Origin of the sequence: Massilia oculi, from assembly GCF_003143515.1 — a bacterium.
Classification (GTDB): domain Bacteria; phylum Pseudomonadota; class Gammaproteobacteria; order Burkholderiales; family Burkholderiaceae_D; genus Telluria; species Telluria oculi.
Window position 1 is genome coordinate 5,108,074 of sequence record NZ_CP029343.1, and the last position, 25,920, is coordinate 5,133,993.

General features: G+C 68.4%; 21 protein-coding genes. 15 read left to right on the forward strand and 6 right to left on the reverse strand.

All coding sequences use genetic code 11. The annotated features are described in order from the left end of the window. Positions 1 to 163 precede the first annotated feature (163 nt). From DIR46_RS23040 to DIR46_RS23060, 5 genes are read left to right on the forward strand one after another with little or no spacing between them, the layout of a single operon-like run. On the forward strand, positions 164 to 1,150 hold the full coding sequence (locus DIR46_RS23040; protein WP_109347310.1) for a LacI family DNA-binding transcriptional regulator: 987 nt from the start codon (positions 164 to 166) through the stop codon (positions 1,148 to 1,150). A 22-nt stretch (positions 1,151 to 1,172) separates the two neighbouring features. Next, positions 1,173 to 2,390: an AGE family epimerase/isomerase gene (locus DIR46_RS23045; protein ID WP_109347311.1), complete on the forward strand. Its 1,218-nt coding sequence runs from the start codon at positions 1,173 to 1,175 to the stop codon at positions 2,388 to 2,390. A gap of 10 nt (positions 2,391 to 2,400) precedes the next feature. Beyond that, positions 2,401 to 3,306: a carbohydrate kinase family protein gene (locus tag DIR46_RS23050; RefSeq protein ID WP_109347312.1), complete on the forward strand. Its 906-nt coding sequence runs from the start codon at positions 2,401 to 2,403 to the stop codon at positions 3,304 to 3,306. Next, positions 3,303 to 5,792, forward strand: a complete 2,490-nt coding sequence (locus DIR46_RS23055; RefSeq protein ID WP_229446374.1) for a GH92 family glycosyl hydrolase — start codon at positions 3,303 to 3,305, stop codon at positions 5,790 to 5,792. Before DIR46_RS23050 ends, DIR46_RS23055 begins: the two co-directional genes overlap by 4 nt. Positions 5,793 to 5,832: 40 nt before the next feature. Continuing rightward, positions 5,833 to 7,110 (forward strand): sugar MFS transporter, encoded by a 1,278-nt coding sequence (locus DIR46_RS23060; RefSeq protein WP_205289193.1) that lies wholly within the window; start codon positions 5,833 to 5,835, stop codon positions 7,108 to 7,110. Between the two features lie 44 nt (positions 7,111 to 7,154). Here the strand turns inward: DIR46_RS23060 and DIR46_RS23065 are convergent, their stop codons facing one another. Further along, on the reverse strand, positions 7,155 to 9,941 hold the full coding sequence (locus DIR46_RS23065; protein ID WP_109347314.1) for a TonB-dependent receptor: 2,787 nt from the start codon (positions 9,939 to 9,941) through the stop codon (positions 7,155 to 7,157). A 246-nt stretch (positions 9,942 to 10,187) separates the two neighbouring features. On the opposite strand from DIR46_RS23065, the gene DIR46_RS23070 reads away from it, so the two are divergent. The 4 genes from DIR46_RS23070 to DIR46_RS23085 all read left to right on the forward strand — a co-directional run bounded on the left by DIR46_RS23070 (position 10,188) and on the right by DIR46_RS23085 (position 13,300). Beyond that, the gene (locus DIR46_RS23070; protein ID WP_109347315.1) at positions 10,188 to 11,123 is read left to right on the forward strand and encodes a pyridoxamine 5'-phosphate oxidase family protein; all 936 of its coding nucleotides are present in this window, start codon (positions 10,188 to 10,190) and stop codon (positions 11,121 to 11,123) included. Then, complete coding sequence (locus DIR46_RS23075) at positions 11,116 to 12,063, forward strand: PDR/VanB family oxidoreductase (protein WP_109347316.1); 948 nt, start codon at positions 11,116 to 11,118, stop codon at positions 12,061 to 12,063. The genes DIR46_RS23070 and DIR46_RS23075 overlap by 8 nt, the downstream gene beginning before the upstream one ends. Positions 12,064 to 12,096: 33 nt before the next feature. Next, entirely contained in the window at positions 12,097 to 12,576 is a 480-nt protein-coding gene (locus DIR46_RS23080) for a nuclear transport factor 2 family protein (RefSeq protein ID WP_109347317.1), read from the forward strand. Positions 12,577 to 12,967: 391 nt separating this feature from the next. Then, entirely contained in the window at positions 12,968 to 13,300 is a 333-nt protein-coding gene (locus DIR46_RS23085; protein WP_162819603.1) for a winged helix-turn-helix domain-containing protein, read from the forward strand. Between the two features lie 3 nt (positions 13,301 to 13,303). Here the strand turns inward: DIR46_RS23085 and DIR46_RS23090 are convergent, their stop codons facing one another. Further along, on the reverse strand, positions 13,304 to 13,654 hold the full coding sequence (locus DIR46_RS23090; protein WP_109347319.1) for a hypothetical protein: 351 nt from the start codon (positions 13,652 to 13,654) through the stop codon (positions 13,304 to 13,306). A gap of 128 nt (positions 13,655 to 13,782) precedes the next feature. Between DIR46_RS23090 and DIR46_RS23095 the strand changes: the two genes are divergently transcribed. From DIR46_RS23095 to DIR46_RS23105, 3 genes are all read left to right on the forward strand, one after another. Beyond that, positions 13,783 to 14,682, forward strand: a complete 900-nt coding sequence (locus tag DIR46_RS23095) for a LysR family transcriptional regulator (protein WP_109347320.1) — start codon at positions 13,783 to 13,785, stop codon at positions 14,680 to 14,682. Positions 14,683 to 14,822: 140 nt separating this feature from the next. Further along, positions 14,823 to 15,194 (forward strand): DsrE family protein, encoded by a 372-nt coding sequence (locus DIR46_RS23100; RefSeq protein WP_109347321.1) that lies wholly within the window; start codon positions 14,823 to 14,825, stop codon positions 15,192 to 15,194. Positions 15,195 to 15,286: 92 nt separating this feature from the next. Next, positions 15,287 to 16,621, forward strand: coding sequence for an MFS transporter (locus tag DIR46_RS23105; protein WP_229446375.1), 1,335 nt, complete (start codon positions 15,287 to 15,289; stop codon positions 16,619 to 16,621). Here the strand turns inward: DIR46_RS23105 and DIR46_RS23110 are convergent. From DIR46_RS23110 to DIR46_RS23120, 3 genes are all read right to left on the reverse strand, one after another. Next, positions 16,611 to 16,934 carry an ATP-binding protein gene (locus DIR46_RS23110; RefSeq protein ID WP_370659979.1) on the reverse strand — a complete coding sequence of 108 codons (324 nt, stop codon included), beginning with the start codon at positions 16,932 to 16,934 and terminating at the stop codon, positions 16,611 to 16,613. The two genes, DIR46_RS23105 and DIR46_RS23110, sit on opposite strands and share 11 nt — an antisense overlap. Continuing rightward, entirely contained in the window at positions 16,823 to 19,654 is a 2,832-nt protein-coding gene (locus DIR46_RS23115; RefSeq protein ID WP_162819604.1) for a triple tyrosine motif-containing protein, read from the reverse strand. Before DIR46_RS23115 ends, DIR46_RS23110 begins: the two co-directional genes overlap by 112 nt. 71 nt (positions 19,655 to 19,725) lie before the next feature. After that, positions 19,726 to 20,880, reverse strand: a complete 1,155-nt coding sequence (locus DIR46_RS23120; RefSeq protein WP_109347324.1) for a sugar diacid recognition domain-containing protein — start codon at positions 20,878 to 20,880, stop codon at positions 19,726 to 19,728. A 215-nt stretch (positions 20,881 to 21,095) separates the two neighbouring features. On the opposite strand from DIR46_RS23120, the gene DIR46_RS23125 reads away from it, so the two are divergent. Both DIR46_RS23125 and DIR46_RS23130 read left to right on the forward strand, forming a co-directional pair. Beyond that, positions 21,096 to 22,430, forward strand: coding sequence for an MFS transporter (locus DIR46_RS23125; protein ID WP_205289030.1), 1,335 nt, complete (start codon positions 21,096 to 21,098; stop codon positions 22,428 to 22,430). A gap of 11 nt (positions 22,431 to 22,441) precedes the next feature. Beyond that, a complete protein-coding gene (locus tag DIR46_RS23130; RefSeq protein ID WP_109347325.1) occupies positions 22,442 to 23,587 on the forward strand; it encodes a glycerate kinase in 1,146 nt (381 codons plus the stop codon). On the opposite strand, the gene DIR46_RS23135 is transcribed toward DIR46_RS23130, so the two are convergent. After that, positions 23,584 to 24,060, reverse strand: coding sequence for an Lrp/AsnC family transcriptional regulator (locus tag DIR46_RS23135; protein WP_109347326.1), 477 nt, complete (start codon positions 24,058 to 24,060; stop codon positions 23,584 to 23,586). The genes DIR46_RS23130 and DIR46_RS23135 overlap by 4 nt on opposite strands. Positions 24,061 to 24,146: 86 nt before the next feature. On the opposite strand from DIR46_RS23135, the gene ilvB reads away from it, so the two are divergent. Further along, positions 24,147 to 25,913 (forward strand): biosynthetic-type acetolactate synthase large subunit, encoded by a 1,767-nt coding sequence (ilvB, locus tag DIR46_RS23140; protein WP_109347327.1) that lies wholly within the window; start codon positions 24,147 to 24,149, stop codon positions 25,911 to 25,913. Positions 25,914 to 25,920: the final 7 nt, after the last annotated feature.

Consider the following 25,920-nt stretch of genomic DNA (forward strand, 5'->3'; position numbering starts at 1 on the left):
TTCGATTGACGCGCCGAAAGTGGGACTGTTATAAAACCTGCTGGAAGCAGGCGGGTTTCGCGAGGCGCTATGAGGCCGGCAAGCGCCGCGTCCAGCGTTTAATAAAACAGTGTTGAATAAAAAAGTAACGGAGACACAGCATGTTGTGGATATTGGTGCTGCCATGAGCCAGGTGACCCTGCGCGACATCGCCGGCGAGACCGGGCTGTCGATCGGCACCGTCTCGCGCGCGCTCAAGAATCAGGGCGGCATGACCGAGGCAACCCGGTCGATCGTGCGCGAAGCCGCCATCCGGCTGGGCTATGACTTCTCCCTGCTCAAGAAGGGGCGCATCCGCCGCATCGCCTTCCTGCTGCACAGCCAGCACAACACGCTCACTTCGAGCCCGTTCTTCACGCCGGTGCTGCATGGCGCCGAGGAAGCCTGCCGGCGCGAGGGCATTGCCCTGTCGCTGATCGTGGTCGGCCCGGCCGAGCCGGTGCTGGAACAGATCCGCCTGCACCAGCCGGACGCGATCCTGTGCGCCGGCTTCTTCGAGCCCGAAGTCCTGAGCGCGCTGCAGCAGACCGGCAAGCCGATGGTGCTGGTGGACATGCACCGGCGCGGCTTCACCTCGATCAATCCGGACAATATGGGCGGCGGCTACCTCGCCACCCAGCACCTGCTGCGCTGCGGCCGCAAGCGCATCGCCATGCTGTCCGGCTCCCTGGCCCACTACAGCATCCAGCAGCGCAACCGGGGCTTCCGCCAGGCGCTGTTCGACGCCAGGGTGCACGCCGATCCAAGCCTCGAAGTCATCGTGCCCACCATGGGCGAGGGCGAGGAGGGCGTGATCGAGGCCATGCGCAGCCTCCTGGCCCTGCCCAAGCGTCCGGACGCGCTGTTCTGCTACAACGACAGCACCGCCCTGGTCGCCATGAAGTTCTGCCTGGCCGAGGGACTCAAGATCCCCTACGACCTCGCGATCGTCGGCTTCGACGATATCGCCGCCTCGGCCGCCGCCATCCCGCCGCTGTCCACCGTCCACGTGGACAAGGAAGCGCTGGGGCGGGCCGGGGTCGACTCCCTGCTGCACAAACCCGACGAAAACCCATCCCAGATAACCCTGCCAGTCGAGATGATCGTGCGCGAGAGCAGCTACGACGACTAGCGCACACCCACCCCAAGCCACCATGACCACTTTTCCGAACTTTCGCAGCCCGGACGTGCTGCTCGACCATGCGCGCCACACGATGCGCTTCTACCACCCGCGCGCGATCGATCCCGCCGGCGGCATGTACCACTACTTCAAGGACGACGGCGCGGTCTACGACCCGAGCCACCGCCACCTGGTCAGCAGCACGCGCTTCGTGTTCACCTATGCCATGGCTTACCGCCACTTCGGGGATCCGGCCTATCGCGAAGGCCTGACGCATGCGGTCCATTTTCTGCGCGAATCGCACCGGGCGCCGGATGGCGAAGGTTATGCCTGGATGCTGGACGGCCGCGCGATCGAGGACGGCACCCAGCATGCGTATGGCGAGGCCTTCGTGCTGCTGGCCTACGCGCATGCCACGATGGGCGGCTTGGAGGAGGCGCGTCCCTGGATCGCCGAAGCCTTCGAGCTGATGGAAAGGCGCTTCTGGAATGCGGCGGACGGGCTGTACGCCGACGAGGCGAGCCAGGATTGGCGCGAGCTGTCGACCTACCGCGGCCAGAACGCGAACATGCACGCCTGCGAGGCGCTGCTGGCGGCCCATGCGGCGACCGGCGAGCGGCGCTACCTGGAGCGCGCGTACACGGTGGCTTATAACATCACCCAGCGCCAGGCCGAGCGTTGCGGTGGCCTGATCTGGGAACACTACGACACCAGCTGGCAGCCCGACTGGACATTCAATATCGAGGACCCGGAAAACCTGTTCCGTCCCTGGGGCTATCAGCCGGGCCACTTCACCGAATGGGCCAAGCTGCTGCTGCAGCTGGAGGCGCGCGGCAAGGACGTGCTGGAGCAAGACCTGGGCTGGCTGCTGCCGACCGCGGAAAAGCTGTTCAAGGTGGCGGTTGAGAAGGGCTGGGATCCGCAACATGGCGGCCTGTGCTACTCGCTGGCGCCGGACCTGACCGTGTGCGACTTCCACAAATACTTCTGGGTGCAGGCCGAAAGCGCCGCGGCGGCGGCCATGCTGGCCGCGCGCACCGGCAATGCCGACTACTGGACCTGGTACGACCGCTTGTGGGAATACAGCTGGACCCATTTCGTCGACCACCAGCACGGCGCCTGGTACCGCATCCTCGACCGCGAGAACCGCAAGCTCTCCGACGAGAAGAGCCCGGCCGGCAAGGTCGACTATCACACCATGGGCGCCGCCTACGACATCGTGGCCGTGCTGAAGGGTGGCGCGCGTGCTTAATCCTCCCCGCATGCTGTGCGCCGGCGAGGCGCTGACCGACATGATCCACCAGGGCGACGAGCAATGGGTGAGCCGCGTGGGCGGATCGACCTGGAACGTGGCGCGCGCGCTGGCGGCGCTGGGCGAACCGACCGCCTTCGCGGGCGCCATCAGCCTGGACCGCTTCGGCGACGCGCTGTACAGCGCCAGCGAGGCCGTCGGCCTGGATACGCGGCTGCTGCAGCGGGTCGACCGTTCGCCGCTGCTGGCCGTGGTGGAGCAGGGCGAGCCGCCGCGCTACTTCTTCATCGGCGACGATTCCGCCGACCTGCACTTCGAGCCGGCGCTGCTGCCGGCCGGCTGGGCCGAGGGTCTGCGCTGGGCCCACTTCGGCGGCATCAGCCTGGCGCGCGAGCCGCTGGCTTCCAGGCTCGTTGCGCTGGCGCGTGAACTCAAGGCCCAGGGCGTGGCGATCAGCTACGACCCCAACTACCGCAACCTGATGGACGAGCGCTATGCGCCGACGCTCGAAGCGATGGCGTCGATCGCCGACCTGGTGAAAGTGTCGGACGACGATTTGCGCGGCCTGTTCCCCGGCCTCGACCTGGACGCAGCGCTGGCGCGCCTGCGCGCCTTCAATCCGGCGGCGTATTGCCTGCTGACACGCGGAGGACAGGGCGCGAGCCTGTTCCACGGCGCCGAGCGCTGCGATGCGCGGGCCCCGGCAGTCACGGTGGTGGACACCGTCGGCGCCGGCGACGCCAGCGCCGCCGGCCTGTTGACCAGCCTGGCGCATCACCCGCAACGCCCCCTGCAATCGCACCTGCACGCGGCGCTGGCCGCCGGTTCCGCCGCCTGCCTGCAGGCCGGCGCCACGCCGCCGCCGCCCGCAGCCATGCAACAACTATTCGAACAACTCGAAGGAGACGCAGCGTGATCAACAACAGCCCGATGACCCGGACCCGCACCACCCCGTTCCAGCCCATCCTGCGTGGCGTGTGCCTGGCCCTTGCCGCCTGCCTGCTGCCGCTGTCCGCCATCGATGCGACGGCTGCCAGCGCACCTGCCAAGGCTGCCGTCGCCGTCGGCACGACGCCGGTGAACACCTTCATCGGCACCCAGGACGAAGGCAATACCTTCCCCGGCGCCTCGGCCCCGTTCGGCATGATCCAGGTCAGCCCGATCGCCGACCACTACGCCGGCTACCGCTACACCGACAAGAAGATCCGCGGCTTCGGCCATTCCTTCATCTCCGGCGCCGGCTGCTGGGAACAGGGCGGGCAGCTGTCGGTGCTGCCGGTCACCGGCACCATCGGCCCCGGCGGCGACTTCGACACCGCCAAGAAGGGCGCGTTCGACCACAAGCAGTACGCCGCCGAGTACACGCATGACGGCGAAGTCGGCCAGGCCGGCTACTACAAGGTCAAGCTGACCAGCTACGGCGGCATCACGGCCGAGGCCACCGCGCTGACCCGCGCCGCCGCCGAGCGCTATACCTATGCGCCCGGGACGAAGACCGGCCACGTGCTGCTCAACCTGGGCCAGGCCAACGAGCGCCATTCGGTCATCGGCAGCGAAGTGAAGATCGTGGGCGACCGCAGTGTCGAGGGCCGTATCGTCACCAGGAGCTTCTGCGGCGGCGCCAAATACACGACCTGGTTCCGCATGGAGTTCGACCAGCCGTTCGCCAAGCGCGGCATCTGGGACGACCGCGCCGGCTGGCCCGACGTCGACGGCCCGAGCCAGCAGGGCGAGGCCAAGCCGCACGGCGTGTGGCTGAGCTTCGACCTCAAGGCTGGCCAGGCGGTGACCGCCGTCAGCGCGATCTCGCACGTCGATGCCGAAGGCGCGCGCATCAACCTGAAGGCCGAGGGCATGGAAGGTGGCAAGCCGATGACCTTCGACGCCATGAAGGCCAAGGCCCAGGCCAACTGGCAGCGCGAGCTGGCCAGCGTGCGCATCGAAGGCGGCAGCAAGGACGACCGCACCGTGTTCTACACCGCGCTGTACCACGCCTTGCTCCAGCCGCTGACCGGCAACGACGCCGACGGCCGCTACCGCGGCTACGATGACAAGATCCACACCGCGAAGGACTGGACCTACTACGAGTTCTTCTCGCTGTGGGACACCTACCGCGCCCAGAACCAGATGCTGGCGCTGCTGCGTCCGGAGCGCGCGAGCGACATCGCGACCTCGGTGCTCAAGATCCGCGAGCAGGGCGGCTGGCTGCCACGCTGGGGCTACGCCAACTTCGAGACCAACATCATGACCGGCGACCCGGTCACGCCGTTCCTGGTCGACCTGTGGCGCTTCGGCGCACTGAAGGGCCGCGAGGCCGAGGCCTATGCCGCGCTGCGCGAGAACGCCTTCGGCGTGCCGGCCCACGGCATCCGTCCGCAAGGCCGTTCGGGCAACCCGAGCTACCTGAAGCAGGGCTTCGTGCAGTACGACCGCAGCTTCATCTCGAAGGGCATGGACACCGACCCGCACCACGGCGCTTCGGCGACGCTCGAATACGCGGCGGCCGACGGCGCGCTGGCCGGCATGGCCCAGGCGCTCGGCCATCTGGATGATGCGAAAGTGCTGGCGCAGCGCGCGCTGAACTGGAAGACGCTCTGGGACCCGAGCGTGGTCGACGCCGAGACCGGCCAGAAAGGCTTCCCGCGTCCGCGCCTGCTGGACGGCAGCTGGTTCGGCGACGTCGGCAGCGGCTACGATCCGCGCGGCGACCACGGCTTCCATGAGGGCACGGCCTGGCAATACCAGTGGCTGGTGCCGCAGGACGTGCCTGGCCTGGCCGCCGCGATGGGCGGCGTGGGGCCGGCGCTTGGCCGCCTGGACCAGTTCTTCGACTATCCGGCGGTGCTGGCCGACCCGAACGCGGTGCGCAAGTCGTGGGTGGTGGGGCCGTACAGCTATTACGCCCAGTTCCGCTACAACCCGAACAACGAGCCCGACCTGCACGCGCCATGGATGTATACCCTGATGGGCCAGCCGTGGAAGACCACCACCGTGGTGCGCGCGGCCGAGACGCTGTTCACCAACGGTCCCGGCGGCGTGACCGGCAACGACGACCTGGGCACGATGTCGGCCTGGTACCTGTTCAGCGCCCTGGGCATGTATCCGGACATGCCGGGCAGCGGCCGCTTCCTGCTGCATGCGCCGCGCTTCGTTAAGGCCGAGATCGACCTGCCGCAAGGCCGCATCCTGCGCATCGAGGCGCCGGGCGCCAGGCCGGGCGAGCGCCGCTTCGTCAAGTCGGTGAACTACGGCGGCCGCGCGGTGGAGCGCGTGTGGCTGGATTGGGAGCAGCTGCAGTCGGCGGGCACGCTGAAGTACCAGCTCACCACCCAGCCGGACACCAAAGGCTGGGGCACGCGGGCGCGTGACCTGCCGCGCCCACCGGCAGGTGTCGCCAACTAAGCACTCGTCGCGAAAATAATCAGGAGACAGCATGGCCAACATGCCATACAAGGCGGCGCCAGCCGCCCAGAACCAGGGCGCGGCGACGCAGCTGGACAGCAATACGAGCGCGCTCGTCATCGTGACGATCCTGTTCTTCATGTGGGGGCTGATCACGTCGCTCAACGACGTCCTGATTCCGCACCTGAAGGCGGTCTACACCCTGACCTACGTGCAGGCGATGCTGGTGCAGTTCTGCTTCTTCGGCGCCTACGCCATCGTGTCGCTGCCGGCCGGTGCGCTGATCCGCCGCATCGGCTACCAGAAGGGGGCGGTGGCCGGACTGCTGGTCGCCGCCGCCGGCTGCACGCTGTTCTATCCGGCCTCGTTCGGCGGCTACGGCCTGTTCCTGCTGGCGCTGTTCGTGCTGGCCTCGGGCATCACGGTGCTGCAGGTGGCCGCGAACCCGTACGTGGCGGTGCTCGGCCCGGCGCGCACGGCATCGAGCCGCCTGACCCTGACCCAGGCCTTCAATTCGCTGGGCACCACGATCGGACCGGCCGTCGGCGGCCTCTTGATCCTGTCGGCCGCGGGGACGGTTGCGGTAGCCGGTGTCGATACGGTAGCCGAGGCGGCGGCCGAAGCGGCGTCGGTGCGCGGCCCCTACCTGGTGCTGGCCGGCGTGCTGGTCATGCTGGCGGTGCTGTTCCGGCTGGCGCGCCTGCCGGCAATCGCCGATACCGACGACGCGCCGCTGGCGGGCGAAAGCCAGGGTTCGGCGCTGGCGCACCGCCACCTGGTGCTGGGCGCGATCGGCATCTTCCTGTACGTGGGGGCCGAAGTGAGCATCGGCAGCTTCCTGATCAACTTCATCGGCGAGCCGCACATCGCCGGCCTGTCGCATGCCGACGCCGCCCACTACGTCAGCATCTACTGGGGCGGGGCGATGATCGGACGCTTCATCGGCTTCGCCGTGATGCGCGTGGTCAGCCCGGGCAAGACGCTGGCCTTCAATTCGCTGGCGGCGATCGCGCTGGTGCTGGTGGCGACTTTCACCGAAGGCGACCTGGCCATGTGGGCGATCCTGGCCGTCGGCCTGTGCAATTCGATCATGTTCCCGACCATCTTCAGCATGGCGCTGCATGGCCTGGGCAGGCACACCGGCCAGGCCTCCGGCATCCTGTGCATGGCGATTGTCGGCGGGGCGCTGGTGCCGTTCGCGCAAGGGGCGCTGGCGGACTCGTTCAACGTGCAGGTATCGTTCCTGCTGCCGGCGGCGTGCTATGCGTTCGTCTTGTACTTCGGCGCCAGGTACGCGTCGATGTACACCGCAAAATAAAAAAATACGGCGCCGGGTCCCCCGGCGCCGTTTCACTTCCTGCCTCAGTTGAACGCGTAATTCACGCTGGCATAGAAGCGCCGCCCGCGCGGATCGGTATAGCTCGGATCGTAGCCGGACAGGAAGAAGTAGGCCTGGTTCGAATACGGCGGGCTCTCGTCGAACAGGTTCTGCACGCCCGCACGCAGCTTCAGGCGCGGCGTCGCCTGATACGCCGCCGACAGATCCCACAGCGAGTACGACTTGACGTTGTTGGCCGCCACCACCGAACCGTCGTCGATATTGATCGCCGTGTTCTGGTCGTCGTAGCCGCTCGACCAGGTGTTCTGCAGGCTGGCCGACACCGGGCCGCGCTCCCAGTCGAAGCTCACCGTATGGCGCCAGCGCTGCACCACGCCGTCGGTCACGAACTTGTTCAGGTTACTCACGAAGGCGTCGCCCGGCGCGTTCTGGATCTCGGACGACAGCACATAGGTGCCGTTCAGGCGTCCGCCAAGGCGGCCGATGGCCGTGTCGACGCCGCGCACCGTGACCGCCAGGTCCAGGCCCTTGGCCACCTGGGCGCCGCGGTTTTCCTTGCGCAGCTCGATGTAGTCGATCACGTCGTCCTCGTCGCGGTACACCAGGCTCCCGTACTTGGCCAGGTTGCCCAGGATGATGTCGTCGCCGATCTCGCTGATCAAGTCGGTGCGCTTGATGTTCCAGTAGTCGAGCGAGGCGCTCACGTTGCGGCCTGCCGCGAACACGGCGCCGAAGGAGAACTGGCGGCTGCGCTCCGGCTTCAGGTCGGCGTTGCTGTAGCGGCGCGTATCCCAGTTGTCGGCGCAGTCGGCGTAGTTGTTCTCGACCGTGGCGCAATAGACCGGATCCGGCAGGGTGGCGGTGCTGCTGTAGACGGTAGGGCGGAACAGTTCCGTCATCGTCGGCGCGCGGAAGCCGCGGCCGGCCGAGGCCCGTACGAGCAAGGCGTCGGTCGGGCGGTAGGAGAGGCCGATCTTGGGGCTGGCCGCGCCGCCGACCTGCTCGTAATGGTCGTAGCGCGCCGATAGCTGCGCTTCCCACTGCTTGGCGAACGGCACCAGCACTTCGCCGTACAGTCCGGCGACGTCGCGCTTGTCGCTGGTGGCGCGGCCGCCTTCCGGCGCGGCGTCGTTGTTGATGTTGTCGGACAGGAGCAGGGCGGACGGGGTAAAGTTGTTCTTCTCGCGCCGCACCTCGCCGCCGATGGCCACGGCCAGCTCGCCGCCCGCCAGCGGCATGAGCGCGCGCGAGAACTTGAAGTCGAGCGCGTCGAGGGTGCCGCGCGCACGGCGCACGACGTCGTCGACCTGGATGCTGTCGATCAGGGCGCGGCCCTCGGGGCTGGACGGGCCGAACGGGTTGATGCGGCCGTCCAGGATCCCTTCCATCAGCTCGTTGTACAGCACGTAGCCATTGGTGTCGCGGTCCTTGACCGTGTTGACGCTGTGATTGTAGGCGGTGTCGTAGTCCCAGCCGCCCACCGTGCCGCTCACGCCAACCACGAAGCGCATGCCTTCGCTGGTCAGTTCGCTAGTGCGCTGGCCGGCTTCGGACAGGCGCATGCGCAGTTCCAGTTCGCCCGGATAGTCGTCGTCGAGCTCATCGAGGCCGGTGCCGGCCAGTTGCGGCACCAGCCGATAGTCGATATAGCCCGTCACGCGCGCCGACGAACCGGTGTAATAGGACTTGGCGCGGCTGAGCGCGACCTCGGCATAGGCCTGGTGGCCGCCGCCGAGCTTCAGGACGCCGCGGCTGAGCAGGCTCGCCTTTTCCGTCTTCGGATACAGCTCGGTGTCGCCCATGTAGTTATAGGTGCAGGCATCGACGCCGCCGGTGCCGTCGGGCAGGTAGACATTGGCCGGCGGCGCGCAGTCGGGCGCCGACAGGTTGATCAGGCGGTTGGTGATCGGGCGGCCGTTGATGGTGAAGCCCAGTTCCTGCAGGTGGTCGCGCTGGTTCGAGGTCAGGCGGATGTTGGCCGGGCCGGTATAGCCCGACAGCAGGTGGCCCAGGCGTTCCTCGACCCGCAGGCCGGGGATGAAGCTGCGCTGCGAAGTATTGAGCGCGTTGGTGCGCTGGAAGTCGGCCACCGCGAACACATTGTAGCCGTCGCGTTCGAGGTCGCCCTTGCCGGCGCTGATGCTGGCGGTGCGCTTGCCGGCGCCGCCTTCGTCGGTGGTGCTGCCGTAGGCGTTCAGTTCCAGGCCCTGGAAGTCCTTGCGGGTGATGAAGTTGATGACGCCGCCGATCGCATCGGTGCCGTACAGCGCGGAGGCGCCGTCCAGCAGCACCTCGACCCGCTCCAGCGCGGCGGCCGGGATGTTGTTCAGGTCGACGCCGCTGTCGTCGCCGGGCGAGGCGAAGTTGGCCATGCGCCGCCCATTGAGCAGGACCAGGGTCGACGAGGTACCGATGCCGCGCAGGTTGGCGCTGTTGAAGCCGCGCTGGTCGCCGCCGACATTGATGCTGGCGCCGTCGGTCAGGCCGCCCACGTTGGCCGAGACACGGGCCATGAGTTCGGAGGCGGTGGTCACGCCCGCCTTCTCGATCTCGGCGCGCGAGACGATCTGCACCGGCAGGGCGGTTTCCGCCTGCACCCGGCGGATCGCGGAACCGGTGACTTCGACCTTCGGCATGTCGGCCGGCGCCGCCGTCGGCGTTGGCGTGGTCGCTGCCGCCGGCGCTTCCTGGGCCAGCACATTGCCCGATACCCCCGCCGATACCCCCGCCGACACGCCCGCCGCCATCCAGGCGCCCGCCAGCAGCGCGCCGCGCACGGCGCGCGCCGCCGCCTTCAACTTCATCTTCATCAGTTGTCCCTATGAAACTACGTCAATACCGAGGAGTGCAAACGCGTGGCGAGTAGTCATGACGACAATCGTTGCCGGACACGAGGGATGTTGCGCATCTGATACGCGTGCTGCCGATCCCGTTCGGTATTCCCTGAGGAGAAATAATGAATTGCGGCTTGCGCCGATTCCCTGCATTCGCATAATTCATGAAAATGCTCCCACGACGAACGCGGCCGGACAGCCGCCATCCCGGGAGAACGCAGCATGACGACTTCTGTTTACCATGACGGCGAACGCGCCGTGCAGCACAGCGCCGGAGAGGTCGGCATCGCCGACCGCAATGGCGTGGTCATCGCCGACACCATCCTGGGCGGCGCCCGGCCCTTCATCGGGAAGCAGTCGATGGTGGTGCTGGCCAGCGTGGACGCCGACGGCGCGCCCTGGTCCACCGTCCTGTTCGGGCAGCCCGGCTTCGCCCATGCCGACAGCGCGACCCAGGTGACGGTCGACCTGCCGGCGGCGCTGCGCGACCCCGAGGAGCCGTTCTGGCGCAACATTGCGGCCAATCCGGCGATCGGCAGCCTGTTCATCGAACTCGGCTCGCGCCGCCGCTACCGCATCAATGGGGTCCTGGGACGCCTGGACGACGCGGGCTTCGACCTGGCCGTGCGCGAAGCCTATCCGAACTGCCCCAAATACATCCAGCGCCGCCAGCTGCGCCGCATCGATGCCGAGGCGGCGCCGGCCCTGCTGGGCGAGGGGGGCGCGCTGGACGACGCCAGCCGCGCCATCGTGCGCCGCGCCGACACCATTTTTGTCGCCAGCAACCACCGCGAGCGCGGCGCCGACGCCTCGCACCGCGGCGGCAGCCCCGGCTTTGTCCAGGTGATGGACGACACCCGGCTGCGCATTCCCGACTACAGCGGCAACAGCCTGTTCAACACCTTCGGCAACCTGACGGTCGATCCGCGGGTGGGCCTGTGCATTCCCGACTTCGAGGGCCAGCGCCTGCTGCAGCTGAGCGGCCGCGCACGCATCCTGCATGGCCAGGACGATCCGCACGGCCTGAGCGGCGGCACCGGGCGCTTCTGGGAAATCGCGATCGACCGCTGGCTGCTGCGCCGCGCGCCGCAGCGCCTGGACTGGGAATACCTGGACGCTTCGCCCTTCAACCCCGCGGTGGAGGTGGGCCATGCCTGAGCTGACCCGCTACCGGATCGAGGCCGTCGTCCGCCATGGCCCCGCGGTCAAGGAGTTCCGCCTGGCGCCGGAAGACGGCGCGCCGCTGCCGCCCTGGCAGCCAGGAGCCCACGTCGAACTGGCATTCACCTCGCGCGCCGGCGTGCGTCACCGCAACGCCTATTCGGTGGTGGGCGAACTGGGCGGGATGCTGCGCATCGCGGTCCAGCGTGAGGACGGCGGGCGTGGCGGCTCGCGCGTGCTGCACGACGAATTCGAGCCCGGCATGACGCTCGAGGCCAGCCTGCCGCTGGACGCGTTCAAGCTGCATGTGGGCCGCACGCGCACGGTGCTGATCGCGGGCGGCATCGGCATCACGCCGATGCTGCCGATGGCGCGCGCGCTCGACGCGGCCGGCGCCAGCTACCGGCTGCACTACCTGGCGCGCGACGCCGAACGGCTGGTCCTGGCCGACGACTGGACCGCCCTGGGCCTGGCGCGCGTCCAGACCCACCTCACGTCCAGCCAGGGCCGTCCCGACCTGGCAGGCCTGATCGGGCCGTGGGAAGAAGGTTGCGAGCTGCACGCCTGCGGGCCGTCGCTGCTGCTTGACGCGATCCGCGCCGCCGCGACGGCGCAGGGCTGGCCGCAGCAGCACGTCCGCTTCGAGAGCTTCGGCGCGCGCGCCCACGAAGAGGATGGTCCGCTGCAGGTCGTCCTGCGGCAGACGGGGATGACCCTCGACGTCGCGCCGGGCAAGTCGATCCTCGCTGCGATGATCGAGGCCGACGTATTCGTCTCCTACGAGTGCAAGCGCGGCGAATGCGGCAACTGCTATGCTGGCGTGGTGTCGGGCGAGCCGCTGCACCGCGACGTCTGCCTGAACGCGCAGCAGCGGGCAATCGGCATGACGCCCTGCGTTTCCTGGGCCAGGGGGCCGCTGCTGGAGCTCGATCTGTAAGCTGTCTTCCACTACCGACTGAAAGGCCTCACCATGACAACGCCCACCGCAGTGCGTCCGCCGCTGCCGCCGTTCACCCGCGAATCCGCGATCGAAAAAGTGCGCCTGGCCGAAGACGGCTGGAATACGCGCGACGCCGCCAGGGTGTCGCTGGCCTACAGCCTGGACACCCGCTGGCGCAACCGCGCCGAATTCGCCGTCGGCCGCGACCAGGCGCGCGCCTTCCTCGAGCGCAAATGGAACAAGGAGCTCGAGTACCGCCTGATCAAGGAGCTGTGGGCCTTCACCGAAAACCGCATCGCGGTGCGCTACGCCTACGAGAGCCGCGATGACTCGGGCAACTGGTACCGCTCGTATGGCAACGAGAACTGGGAATTCGGCCCGGACGGCCTGATGATCAACCGCTACGCCAGCATCAACGACATGCCGATCACGGAAGAAGAGCGCAAGTTCCGCTGGCCGCTGGGCCGTCGTCCGGACGATCATCCAGGGCTGTCCGACCTGGGCCTGTAAGGGCGGCCCCCCGGCGCGATCCCGCTCGCGGAGGCGATCGGGACGCACGAGCAAGGGACCGCACGATTCGAGCATGCATTCCTGTGGCCTGAGGCTCCGGACTGGTCTTCATCCCGACCAGCCGGAGCGCGGAATGAACCAGGTAACGATGTACACCACCCTGCAATGCCCGTACCGCACGATGGCCAGGCGGCCGCTGGCGGCGCTCGACCATGCCGGCGGCTTGCAGGCACTGCGCTGATACTCATCCGAGTGTTGCTTTCAGCGAAACGATGAATTTCCAGCGGTATCCATTCCCTAAATGGTCAGTATTTACGACAATGATGACGTGCGCCTGGCTGGCCAGGGGGCTGGCGGCGCCGTGCACTATCGGTGAACCATGATGGGAACCATGACCAGGGACGAACGCGCCGGCTACACGCTGTCGTTCGCAGACTTCGACATCGAGCCGCGCCTGCGCCGCCTCAGCCGCGGCGGCGCGGTCGTGCGCATCGGCGCGCGCGCCTTCGACATCCTGTGGCTGCTGGCCGAGGCGCCCGGCCAGGTGCTCGAGCATCGCTACCTGCTCGAACGGGCCTGGGCCGGGCGCGTCGTCGGCGAGGCCAATTTGCGGGTGCAGATCGCGGCCCTGCGCCGCGCCCTCGACGTCGAAGGGGTGGAACGCTACATCCTGAACGTGCCGGGGCGCGGCTACCTCCTGACCGCAGCGGTGGTGCGCCGTTGACCGTCAGTGCGCCTGCCGCCCGACCCGGGCGATCACCGCCTCGATGCCGTCCGGCCCGTAGCCGGCGTCGTGCATGCGCCGCAGCGCCTCCGGCGCGGGCGCGCCCGGCTGCGCCAGCAGCGTCGCGACGAACGCGAGGCAGGCGGCCGCCCTGGCCTCATGGCTGCCGCCTTCCTCGTTGGCCAGCATTTCTGCCGTGTTCAAGCCGGCTGCCCGGCCGCGCGCGCGCAGGGCGAGGATCCGCGGCGCGGCCGTACCCGTCCCGGCGCGGCGGCGCGCCAGGAACAGGTCGATGCGGATGCGGGTGCGCAGGTCGAGTCCCGTGTCGGTGGGGCGCCCGTCATGGGAACTCATGCGAACTGATGGTCGATCATGGTGGTGATTGCGCAGGCTGGTGATTGCTGGGAGTGCCATTCTGCGAAATAATGAAGATCAGTGGAATCGGCGTGCTACGCAAGGCACTATTTCGCAGGGAGTAATGAGTGGACCAGATCCATCTGATGAACGTCTTCGTGGCCGTCGGCGAGGAAGAAGGCTTCGCCGCGGCGGCGCGGCGCCTCGACCTGTCGCCGGCCGCCGTCACGCGCGCCATCGCCGGTCTCGAGGAAAGGCTGGGCGTCAAGCTGCTCCTGCGTACCACGCGCAATGTGCGCCTGACCGAAGCAGGGCGGCGCTACCTGGACGACACGCGCGCCATCCTGGCCAGCATCGATGAGGCCAACGAGGCGGCGGCCGGGGTCAACGCGGCGCCCAAGGGCCATCTGTCGGTGACGGCCCCGGTCCTGTTCGGCAAGGCCTTCGTCATGCCCTGCATCGTGCGGTTCCTGAACGAGTATCCGGAAGTCGAGGTGTCGGCCCTGTTCCTGGACCGGATCGTGAATCTGGTCGACGAGGGCATCGACGTCGCCGTGCGCATCGGCCACCTGCCCGATTCGAGCCTCAAGGCGCTGCGCGTGGGCCAGGTGCGGCGCGTGCTGTGCGCCTCGCCCGAGTACCTGGCGCGGCAGCCCTTGCCGCAGCATCCGGCCGACCTGCTGCGCCATACGATCATCGCCGCCACCGGCATTTCGCCGCGGGTCGAGTGGAAGTTCGGCGCGGTCGACGATCCGACCATGGTGCGCCTGCGGCCGCGCCTGACGGTGACCAGCAACGACGCCGCCATCGAGGCCGCCTGCGCCGGCCTGGGGATCTGCCGGCTGCTGTCGTACCAGATCGCCGACCACCTGGCCGCCGGCCGCCTGAAGATCGTCCTGTCCGAGTACGAGGAAGCGCCATGGCCGGTGCACCTGGTGCACCGCGAGAGCAAGTTCGGTTCGTCCAAGGTGCGCAATTTCATCGACCTTCTGGCCAACCACCTGCGCGCCGACCCGCACCTCAATTAGCCTTCCGTCCGGCATTTCGGCAGGCGCAACGATGTATTGTCCTGCGCGGGATTTCTCTTGGCGCCTCCGGTTCCTAGAATGGCTTCATTCGCCGCACGGCGCGGCGAACACGAGCCCACCAACGACACCAGGAGAACTCCATGAAAGCAGCCATCATCATCCTGTCCGATCCCAAAGCCGGCGAAGACGCGCTGGGACGCATGTTCAACGGCCTGGCCGCCGCCTACGACTTCAAGCAGAAACAGACCGAAGTCGGCATCTACTTCCAGGGCACCGGCACCCGCTGGCCGGGCGTGCTGGCCGACGGGAAGCATCCGATCCACGCCCTGTACAAGGCGGTCGAAGACAAGGTGGTCGGCATTTCCTGCGGCTGCGCCGACGTGTTCGGGGCGCGTGAAGAAGCGGAGAAGGCCGGCTTCGACCTGATCACCGATAACAGCGTGCCGGGCACCTCGGGCCTGCCGAGCATCGCGCAGATCTCGGCCGACGGCTATACCGTGTTCACCTTCTGAAAGGTCGGCGGGGCGCGCCGTGCACACGGGCTCCCCCGTCGTCTCCGGTTCAGACGATAATGTCAGGGTTTATCAAAAAACTCGGAGACAGCATGTTCGACACCGCAAGCCGGCCCGGCACGCTCGCTGCAGGGACCGGCCCGGCCACGCTGGAAGGAGCGTACCGCAAGGCCACCTGGCGCCTGATCCCCTTCATCTTCGTCTGTTACCTGTTCAACTACCTGGACCGGGTCAACGTCGGTTTCGCCAAGCTCGAGATGCTCGACGCCCTGCAGTTCAGCGAAACCATCTATGGCCTGGGCGCCGGCATCTTCTTCATCGGCTACGTGAGCTTCGGGGTGCCGGGCAACCTGATCCTGCACCGGCTGGGCGCGCGGCGCTGGATCGCCATCATGATGATGGTCTGGGGCTCGCTGTCGGCCTGCATGCTGTTCGTGACCACGCCGCTGGAGTTGTACCTGCTGCGCTTCTTCACCGGCGTCGCCGAAGCCGGCTTCTTCCCCGGCATGGTCCTGTATTTCACGAAGTGGTTCCCGTCCCACAAGCGCGGCCAGGTGATGGCGCTGTTCATGTCGGCGATCCCCGTCTCGGGCCTGATCGGCGGTCCGCTCTCGGGCTGGATGCTGAGCCACTTCGCCGACGGCCAGGGCGGCATGGCCGCCTGGCAGTGGCTGTTCCTGCTGCAAGGGCTGCCCACCGTGTTCCTGGGCCTGGCGGCGCTGTTCTACCTGAACGACGGCGTGGCCCAGGCCAGCTGGCTTGGCGACCATGAGAAGGCCGCCCTGCAGGAGGAACTCGCGCGCGACGAGCGCGAGCGTCCGCCCGGCGCGGCCGTCGTGCATTCGCTGCGCGCCTTGCTGCTCGACCGCCATGTATGGATGCTCGGCTTTATCTATTTCAGCATCAAGATGGGGGCGTACGCGATCAACTTCTGGCTGCCGTCGATCATCCGGGAACTCGGCTTTGAGGACGTCGGCACGGTCGGCTGGCTGAGCGCCATTCCCTACCTGTTCGCCTGCGTGTTCATGGTCATCGTGGGCCGCTCGGCCGACCGCCGGCGCGAGCGCCGCTGGCACCTGTCGGCGCCGCTCCTGATGGCGCTGGCGGGCCTGGCGATGGCCGCGCACTTTTCGGACAATGCGGTCATCGCCATGATCGGCCTGTGCCTGGCGACGATGGGCGCGCTCGCCGGCCTGCCGATGTTCTGGCCCCTGCCGGCCGCTTTCCTGAGCAGCGCGGCGGCGGCCGGCGGCCTGGCCCTGATCAATTCGATGGGGCAGGTGGCCGGCTTCGCCAGCCCCTTCCTGGTCGGCTGGATCAAGGATCTCACCGGCAGCACCGACGTTGCGCTGTACATCCTTTCGAGCGTGATGCTGGTCGGAGCCCTGCTGGTGCTGACCGTGCCGGCGCGGCTGGTCAATCGCTGAGCGCCGGGTCGGCGCCGCGTCCGGCATACGCCGCGCGCGCCGGCAGGCGCAGGCGCCAGGCGCTGCCTTTCCCGGGGGCGGCGTCCAGTTCGAGCGCGGCGCCGAGCGCGGCGGCGCGCTCGCGCATGCCGGGAATGCCCCAATGGCCGGCGCGTCCCTTGTGCAGGGACGGATCGATGCCGAGGCCATCGTCGCTCACCGTCAGCACGAGTTCGTGGTCGCCATGCTGCAGCAGCGCCTCGATGCGCGAGGCCCTGGCGTGCAGGAAGGCGTTGCCGACTGCTTCGCGGCCGATCGCCAGTATCTCGTCCAGCGCCTCCGGCCGCAGCGGGCGCGGGACTCCTTCCTCGCGCAGCGCGAACGCCACCGCATGCTGGGCCGCCAGGCGCTGGCCATGGCTCGCCAGCAGGACCGCCAGGTCGGCGTCCTGGGGGCGTGGCGCAGGTCGCCGACCTTGTCGCGGCCCTCCTCCAGCACCTCGGTCGCCAGTACGAGCGCTTCTTCCATCAGCGGGCGGGTCGGAGCGTCCTGCGGCGTGCGCAGGGCGATGCGGCGGAAATGCATGATCAGGCCCTGCACCGATTGCAGCAAGGTGTCGTGCAGGTCGCGTGCGATGCGTTCGCGCTCCGCGACGCGGGCCTCGAAGCTGCGGCGCTGGGTGCGCAGCGCCAGCGCCAGGCGCAGGCGGTGCAGCCCATAGACGGCCAGCGCCAGCAGCAGGGCGCACGCCAGCCGGAACCAGGCGGTCTGGAACATGGTTGGCGGTATCGTGAGGGCCAGGCGCGCGCCGTCCTCGTTCCAGACGCCGTCGTCGTTGGCGGCCTTGACCCGGAAGGTATAGCTGCCCGGGGCCAGCCCGGTATAGAACGCCGAGCGGCGGTTGCCGGCTTCCTGCCAGCCGCGGTCGACGCCTTCGTGCATGTACCGGAAGCGCACGCGCCGGGGCAGGGACAGGCTGAGCGCGGTGTAGTCGATGCGGACGTTGTCTGGGGCCGGCGCCAGGCCGACGCTGGCCTGCGCCGCCGCGTATTCCGTGCCGTCGGCAACGATGCCGGTCACGTGCACCGGCGGTGGCAGGCGGTTGCGCTGCGCTTGCGACGGATCGAAGACGAACACGCCACCGGTGGTCGACACCGCCAGTCGGCCGCCGGGCAGGGGCACCATCGACGGTATGGGGAACATCATGTGGACGGTGCCGGTGAGCCCGTCGTTTTCGTCGAAACGGCGATACTGCACGCGGTAGCGGGGGTCGCGCAGGAACTGGCGCACTTCGGCGGCAGGAATCCCGGCCAGGCCGCGCGGGCCATTGATCCAGAGGGCGCCATCGTGGTCCTGCACCACGCCGGAGCCGCCCTGGAACTGTTCGCCGTCGCTGCCTTGCAGGCGCCGGGCGCGCCGTCCGTCGAAGCGCGCCAGCCCTTCGTCGCCGCCCAGCCAGGCGCCTTCGGCATCCGGCACGATCGTCAGCACCGCGCCGATGTCGAGGCCATCGGCGGGGCCGAACAGTCGCACCTCGCCCTCGCGCAGGACGGCGATCCTGCTGCCGACCGACCCGAACCACAACCGTCCATCCGGGCCGGCCGCGATATTGGTGCTTGCAAAGCCTTCGAGCGCAGGGATGCCGCCATGGGCGCGCCAGGCGCCGTCCTCGTTGCGCCAGGGGCCGCGCCGGCCGAGCGAGATCCACAGCGCGTCGCCGGCATCCCTGGCGATGGCGTAGATCGGCTGCATCTGGCGCGCTTCGACGCCGGGCGGCAACGGGATGCGCACCGGCGTGAGCCCCTCGAGCCGCCACAGCCTGCTGTAGGTGCAGTACACGATGGCGCCGTGGCGGTCGCGCACCATTTGCAGGACCGTGTCCCTGCGGGTGCCCGGCTCGCGGTACGGGCGGGGCGCGGCATCGATGTCTCGATAATAGGCGGTGTCGGTCCACAATTCCCCGGCCGGGCTGGCGGCCAGCGCCCGCGCGTCCTGCATGAGCGTGGGCGGCGCGAGCCGGCGCATGCGGCTGGGCCGGAACTGGTCGAGTCCTCCCTCGGTCGAGATCCAGACATTGCCTTCGCGGTCGGTGAAGGCGGCGATCGCCTGCTCGCCGCTGAGGCCCTGGCGGGTCGTGAACTCCTGCGCCTCGCCGCGCTCGCCATCGAGCGCGACGCGGACCACGCCACGCGTGGCGGCGAACCAGAAGCCGCCGCGGTCGTCGATGTGGACGCCGCCCGTGATCGGCATGCGTCCGAGCAGCGCGTCGAGCGCGGGCGGCGTGACGCCGGGAGACAGGCGCCGCAATCCTGGCCTGCTGCTGTCGGTTGCCCAGATCACGCCATCCGGGCCCTCCTTGATCGAACCGGTCGCGGCTTGGGTCGCGACCAGGCGGAAGCGGGGTTCGCCGCTGCGCATCGCATGGTTGCCGATCGGGTCGCCCTCCGCGGTCTGTACCCAGACCGTGTCCTGGCGGTCGACGATGACGTCGCCGACGCCGCCGGGCAGTCCCAGTTCTCCGGTCACCGTGCGCCAGCGCCCGGCGCCGGGTTCCAGCAGGAACAGGCCGCTGTCGGCGGCGGCCCACAGCCGTCCGTCGCGCCCACCCGCCAGCTTGTTGATGGTGCCGCCCGGCAGCCCGTCCTTCTCGTCGAAGATGCGGACCTGTCCGCCCTTGATGAGGACCAGTCCGCCAAAGAAGGGGACGGTCCACAGGGTGCCGTCGGGCAGGGTGCCGATGTTCGAGAGGTTGGTCGACATCGTCACCCCGGGCGGCGGGCGGTAGCGCGTGAAGGCGACGCCGTCGAAGCGGTACAGTCCATCCGTGCTGCCAAGCCACAGCCAGCCGTCGGGCGTCTGGGCGATGCCCTGGACGTCGCGCGGCGCGCCATCCCTGACCAGCCAGCGCGCATGGAGCATCGGGGAGGCCGGGGGAAACGCGGCCTGCAGCCGGCCCTCGTCGTCCGCCGCGGCGGCGGCCGGCAAGGGGCGGATGCTGAACGCGACGATCGCGACGATCGCGGCCAGCAGCAGTGAGGCGGTGGCGGTCTTCAAGAACATTCCCGGGAGTCGGTATGAATGTGTTTACACTACGACGACTCCCGGTGATAAAGCAATATCGACGTTCAGGCAGGGCTGAGCAGCGCCGACACGTACAGCAGCAGCTTGTCCTCGCTGCGCGCCAGGTCGAGCCCGGTCAGCTCGCCGATGCGGCGCAGGCGGTAGTCGAGCGTGTTGCGGTGGATGCCGAGCGTCGCCGCGGTGGCGGCCGAGTTCTCGTCCTGGGCGAACCAGGTGTCGAGCGTGGTGCGCAGCATGGCGCGGCTCTTGTCGTGGGCCAGGCGCGCGATCGGCATGCGCAGCTGGTGCGCCTGCCAGCCGCTGTCCAGCCCGGACAGCAGCACCGGCAGGGCCAGGTCGTCATAGCTGAACACCTGCTGCTGCGGCGTGCGCAGACGCCCCAGCCGGCTGGCGCTGCGCGCGCTCTGGTAAGAGACGGCGGCGCCTTCCAGGCCGGGCAGGGCAATGCCCATCGCCAGCGTGAAGGGCAGCTCGCATTCCTCGCGCACCAGCTGGGCCAGCAGGTCCAGGCGCCGCTGCGGCGTCGTCTCGTAGCCCTTGCGCGCCGGGTCCCAGGAATCGAGCAGCACCATCTCGGACGGGCCGACGGTGGCGGTCAGCGCATCCTCGCGCCGCGCCAGGAGGCGCATCTGCAGGCGCTGGATGTCGTGCAGGGCGGCCCCGGCGTCGGCGCCGTCCGGCCGCGGCTGCAGCTCGAGCAGGAATACCAGCTGCATGCGCTCGAGGTCCAGGCCCAGGCGCCGCGCCCAGCCTTCGAGCTCCGGCCGCTGCGCGCTGTCATTGCGGATCAGGTTCAGCACGAAGGCTTCGCGATAGCGCGCGTTGTCCTGCAACTCGTTCGCCAGCGCCGCCTGTTCCAGGATCATCTCGGCCGTCAGGCGCACCAGTTCGCCGAACTGGCGAACCTCGTGCGGCGCGCCGGAGAGGCCCACCGCGCCGCACGGCTGGCCGCCCACGGAAAGGGGCAGGTTGGTGCCCGGCTGCGCGCCATGCAGCTTGCGCGCGGCCGCCGCGTCGATCTCCACGGTCAGCTTCTTGGCCAGCGCGAGCAGGGCGCCCGCATGCAGTTCGCCGACCCGCTCGGGATTGCCGCTGGCGAGGATCACGCCGTTGGCATCCATCACATTGACGTTGAACGGGATGATCCGCATGGTGCGGGTGACGATTTCCTGGGCGAGCCGGGTGTCGAGGATGTGCATTGGGTAGGGCCTGGGAGATGGAACGGTCCTTGTGATTATGCACAAAACTCTTTGCGTCGATGGGGCTATTTTCGGCGGATGATGGTGAGTATTGTGAGTTTGCACGAAAAATGCCGAGTATTTCCCGCTCCGTTTTGTGCGTGTCGCCGACGCCCGATCGCCCTTGTTTGGCCGATAATCCTGCAGACCACCCTTATTAGAAATTCGGAGACAGCATGAGCACCACCGCAAGCACATCCGGCATCCAGGACGGGGGCGCCGGCGCGGCCCTGTTGGATGGCGCCTACCGCAAGGCCACCTGGCGCCTGATCCCCTTCATTTTCGTCTGCTACCTGTTCAACTACCTGGACCGCGTCAACGTCGGCTTCGCCAAGCTCGAGATGCTCGACGCGCTCCAGCTCAGCGAAACCGTGTATGGCCTGGGCGCCGGCATCTTCTTCATCGGCTACGTGACCTTCGGGGTGCCGAGCAACCTGATCCTGCACCGGCTCGGCGCGCGGCGCTGGATCGCGATCATGATGATGGTCTGGGGCTCGCTGTCGGCCTGCATGCTGTTCGTGACCACGCCGATGGAATTCTATGTGCTGCGCTTCTTCACCGGCGTGGCCGAAGCCGGCTTCTTCCCCGGCATGGTCCTGTACTTCACCAAGTGGTTCCCGTCGCACAAGCGCGGCCAGGTGATGGCGCTGTTCATGTCGGCGATCCCCGTCTCGGGCCTGATCGGCGGTCCATTGTCGGGCTGGATGCTGAGCCACTTCGCGCACGGCCAGGGCGGCATGGACGGCTGGCAGTGGCTGTTCCTGCTGCAAGGCCTGCCGACCGTGCTGCTGGGCGCGGCCGTGTTCTTCTTCCTGAACGACGGGATCAGGCAGGCCGGCTGGCTGAGCGATGCCGAGAAAACGGCGATGCAGGACGCGCTCGACCACGACGAGCAGCAGCGCTCGCAGGGCGTGCACGCGGTGCATTCCTTCGGCGCCGTGCTGCGCGACTGGCATGTGTGGATGCTGGGCTTCATCTACTTCAGCATCCAGATGGGTGTCTACGCGATCAACTTCTGGCTGCCCTCGATCATCAAGTCGCTCGGCTTCGAGAGCGCGACCACGGTCGGCTGGCTGAGCGCCATTCCGTATCTGTTCGCCGGCGTGTTCATGGTCATCGTGGGCCGCTCGGCCGACCGCCGGCGCGAGCGCCGCTGGCACTTGTCGGCGCCCCTGCTGATGGCGCTGGCCGGCCTGCTCATGGCCGCCAATTTCTCGGACAACGCGGTGCTCGCGCTGGTGGGCCTCTCCCTGGCAACCATGGGCGCGTTGACCGGCCTGCCGATGTTCTGGCCCCTGCCGGCGGCCTTCCTCGGCAGCGCGGCGGCGGCCGGCGGCCTGGCCCTGATCAACTCGATGGGGCAGGTGGCAGGCTTCGTCAGCCCCTTCCTGGTGGGATGGATCAAGGACGCCGCCGGCAGCACCGACGTCGCGTTGTACATCCTGTCCGCCGTCCTGTTCGTCGGCGCCATGCTGGTGCTGGTGGTGCCTGCCCGTCTGGTCAATCGCTAAAGGAGAGGTCCATGAAAATCGTCATCGCTCCAGATTCGTTCAAGGAAAGCCTGTCGGCGCTGGAAGCCGCCAGCGCCATCGAGGCCGGCTTCCGGGAGATCTTCCCCGACGCGGTCTACGTGAAGGTGCCGGTGGCCGACGGCGGGGAAGGCACGGTCGAGGCCATGGTCGCGGCCACCGGCGGCCGCCAGGTCGTGCTGCAGGCCGCCGGTCCGCTGGGGCGGCCGGTCGAGGCCTTCTATGGCTTGAGCGGCGACGAGTCGACCGCCGTGATCGAGATGGCCGCGGCCAGCGGCCTCGAACTGGTGGCGCCCGACGAGCGCGATCCGCTGGTGGCCACCAGCCGCGGCACCGGTGAACTGATCCGCGCCGCGCTGGATAGCGGCGCGCGCCGTTTCATCCTGGGCGTGGGCGGCAGCGCCACCAACGATGGCGGGGCCGGCATGCTGCAGGCGCTCGGTGTCCGACTGCTCGATGCGCGAGGAGACCAGCTGGCGCCGGGCGGGGGCGCGCTGGCCTTGCTCGATCGCATCGACGCCTCGGGGCTCGACCCGCGCATCGCGGACTGCGTGTTCGAGGTGGCCTGCGACGTCAGCAACCCCCTGGTTGGCCCCAAAGGCGCGTCGGCGATCTTCGGGCCGCAGAAGGGCGCCACGCCCGCGATGGTCGAGCAGCTCGACGCCAACCTGCGCCACTATGCGGACGTGATCGCGCGCGACCTGGGCCAGGAGGTGGCCGATATTCCGGGTGCCGGCGCCGGCGGCGGCATCGCCGCGGCGATGCTGGTGTTCCTGAAAGGTCGCCTGCGCCCCGGCAGCGAAATCGTGGCCGACGCGGTGGGCCTCGACGCTTTCGTGCGCGATGCCGACCTGGTCGTCACCGGCGAGGGGCGCATCGACAGCCAGACCGTCAACGGCAAGACGCCGATCGGCGTCGCGCGCGTGGCCGGGCGGCACGGCAAGCCGGTGATCGCCATCGGTGGCTGCCTCGCGAACGACGCCAGTGCGGTGCATGCGCACGGCATCGCCGCGACCTTCAGCACCGTCATGAGGGCGGGGACGGTGGCCGAGGTGCTGGCGGGCGCGCAGTTCAACCTGCAGTGCACGGCGCGCAATATCGCGGCCGCGCTTGCGCTGGGCATGAACCTGCAGCGCTAAGCGATCAGCGGCGTATCGACCTTCTTCAAGGTGCGCAGCACGAAGCTCGACTTGCTGTGGCGGATGCCGGGGATCTTGTACAGGCGTTCGCGCAGCAGGCGCTCGTAGTCGCGCGTGTCCTTCACCGCGATGCGCAGGAAATAATCGTAGTCGCCCGAGATCAGCGAGGCTTCCAGCACTTCGGGAATCGATTCGAGCGCGCGCCCGAATTCATACAGCGTCTCTTCGCTGTGGCTGTCCAGCGTGACCTGCACGATCAGCTGGTCGTGGTAGCCGAGGCTGGGCAGGTCTACCTTGACCGTGTAGCCCTGAAGGGCCCCGCAATCCGTCATCCGCTTGATGCGGTTCCAGCACGAGGTGGTCGACAGGCCGACAGTGGCGCTGATCTCCTGCAGCGGCGTGCGCGAGTCGCGCAGCAGGATGCCCAGGATGGTCAAATCGGCTGCGTCGAAAGATTTTTTATCTTGACTCATATTTGGTGAAAATCATTCAGATAATCCCGGAATTTTAACTGAAAATATAAAGCACTTTCATGTCCTGAGTCGATAGACTTTCAGGCATGAAACCACATCCCGAATTTCTCCCGCCGCACGCCGGCAAGGTCGCCCTGACCGGCGCCGGCCTGCTGCTCGACACCCTGGTCGCCTGTGGCGTCGACACCGTGTTCGGCTATCCGGGCGGCGCGGTGCTGCCCCTGTACGACGCGCTGGCGCAGGACGGGCGCATTCGTCACGTGCTGGTGCGCCATGAGCAGGCCGCGGTCCATGCGGCGCAAGGCTATACGCGCTCGACCGGCCGGCTGGGCGTCGTGTTCGTGACGTCCGGGCCGGGCATCGCCAACACGATGTCCGGCCTGCTCGACGCCCTGAGCGATTCGATCCCCATCCTGTGCGTCAGCGGCCAGGTCGCGACCACGTCGATCGGCACCGATGCCTTCCAGGAGTGCGATGCGCTGGGCATCTCGCGCACGGTCACCAAGTGGAACACGCAGGTGCGGGCCACGCGCGACATCGTCGCCACGGTCCGGCGCGCGGTGCGCGAGGCGCTCGAAGGCCGGCCCGGTCCGGTGCTGGTGGACGTGCCCAAGGATGTCCAGGCGCGCGCGGTGGATGCGGCCGACTTCGGGCGCCAGGTGAAACCGGCCCCGCAACTGCCGGCCGCGGGCGACGACCTGGAAGGCCTCATTGCCGCGGCGCTTCTCATCCGCCAGGCCCGGCGCCCGGTGTTCTACGGCGGCGGCGGATTGATCAGTGCGGGCATCGACGCCTGCGCCGCCTTCACGCGCCTGGTGCGCTGGAAGGACGCGCCATGCACGCTGAGCCTGATGGGCCTCGGCGCCTTCCCGGCCTCGGACCGGCGCTGGCTCGGCATGCTGGGCATGCATGGCACGCTGGAGGCGAACCTGGCGATGCACCACGCCGACCTGGTCGTGTGCGTCGGCGCGCGCTTCGACGACCGCGTGACGGGACGGCTGGCCGACTTCTGCCCGGGCGCGAAGATCGTCCACGTCGACATCGATCCGCGCTCGATCGGCAAGGTGGTGCCGGCCGACGTCGGCCTGCGCGGCGATTGCGGCGCGGTGCTGCGCGGCCTGCTGGATCGCCTTGGCGGCCTGCGCGCCGATCCGGTCCCGCTCGAAGCCTGGTGGCGCACGATCGGCGACTGGCGCGCCGAACGCTGCCTGGACTTCGCCGCGCAGGATGCCGCGATCGTGCCGCAGCAGCTGATGTCGGCCTTGGGGCGGCGCCTGGCGGGCAGGGACGCGATCGTCTCGACCGACGTCGGCCAGCACCAGATGTGGGCCGCGCAATACCTGGGCTTCGAGGCGCCGCGGCGCTGGCTGACCTCGGGCGGCGCCGGCACCATGGGCTATGGCTTGCCGGCCGCGATTGGCGCCCAGGTCGCGCATCCCGATGCGCTGGTCGTCTGCGTCAGCGGCGACGCCTCGGTGCTGATGAATATCCAGGAACTGTCGACCGCGGTGCAGCACCGCTGTCCGGTCAAGCTGGTCCTGTCGAACAACGGCTGCATGGGCATGGTGCGCCAGTGGCAGGAACTGCATCACGGCGGGCGCTATAGCCACAGCTATTCGGAAGCCTTGCCCGACTTCGTGGCGCTGGCGCGGGCCTTCGGGTGGGAAGCGCGGAGAGTGGAGCAGGCCGGCGAACTGGAGGAGGGGATGGATGCCTGCCTGGCGTCGAGCCGGCCATTCCTGCTCGATGTGAGGGTGGCCCAGGCCGAGAACTGCTTCCCGATGATGCCGGCTGGGCGGGGACACCACGAGATCATGCTGGGCAAGGATCGCTGGTATGGCAAGACTAAGTGATTGCTCG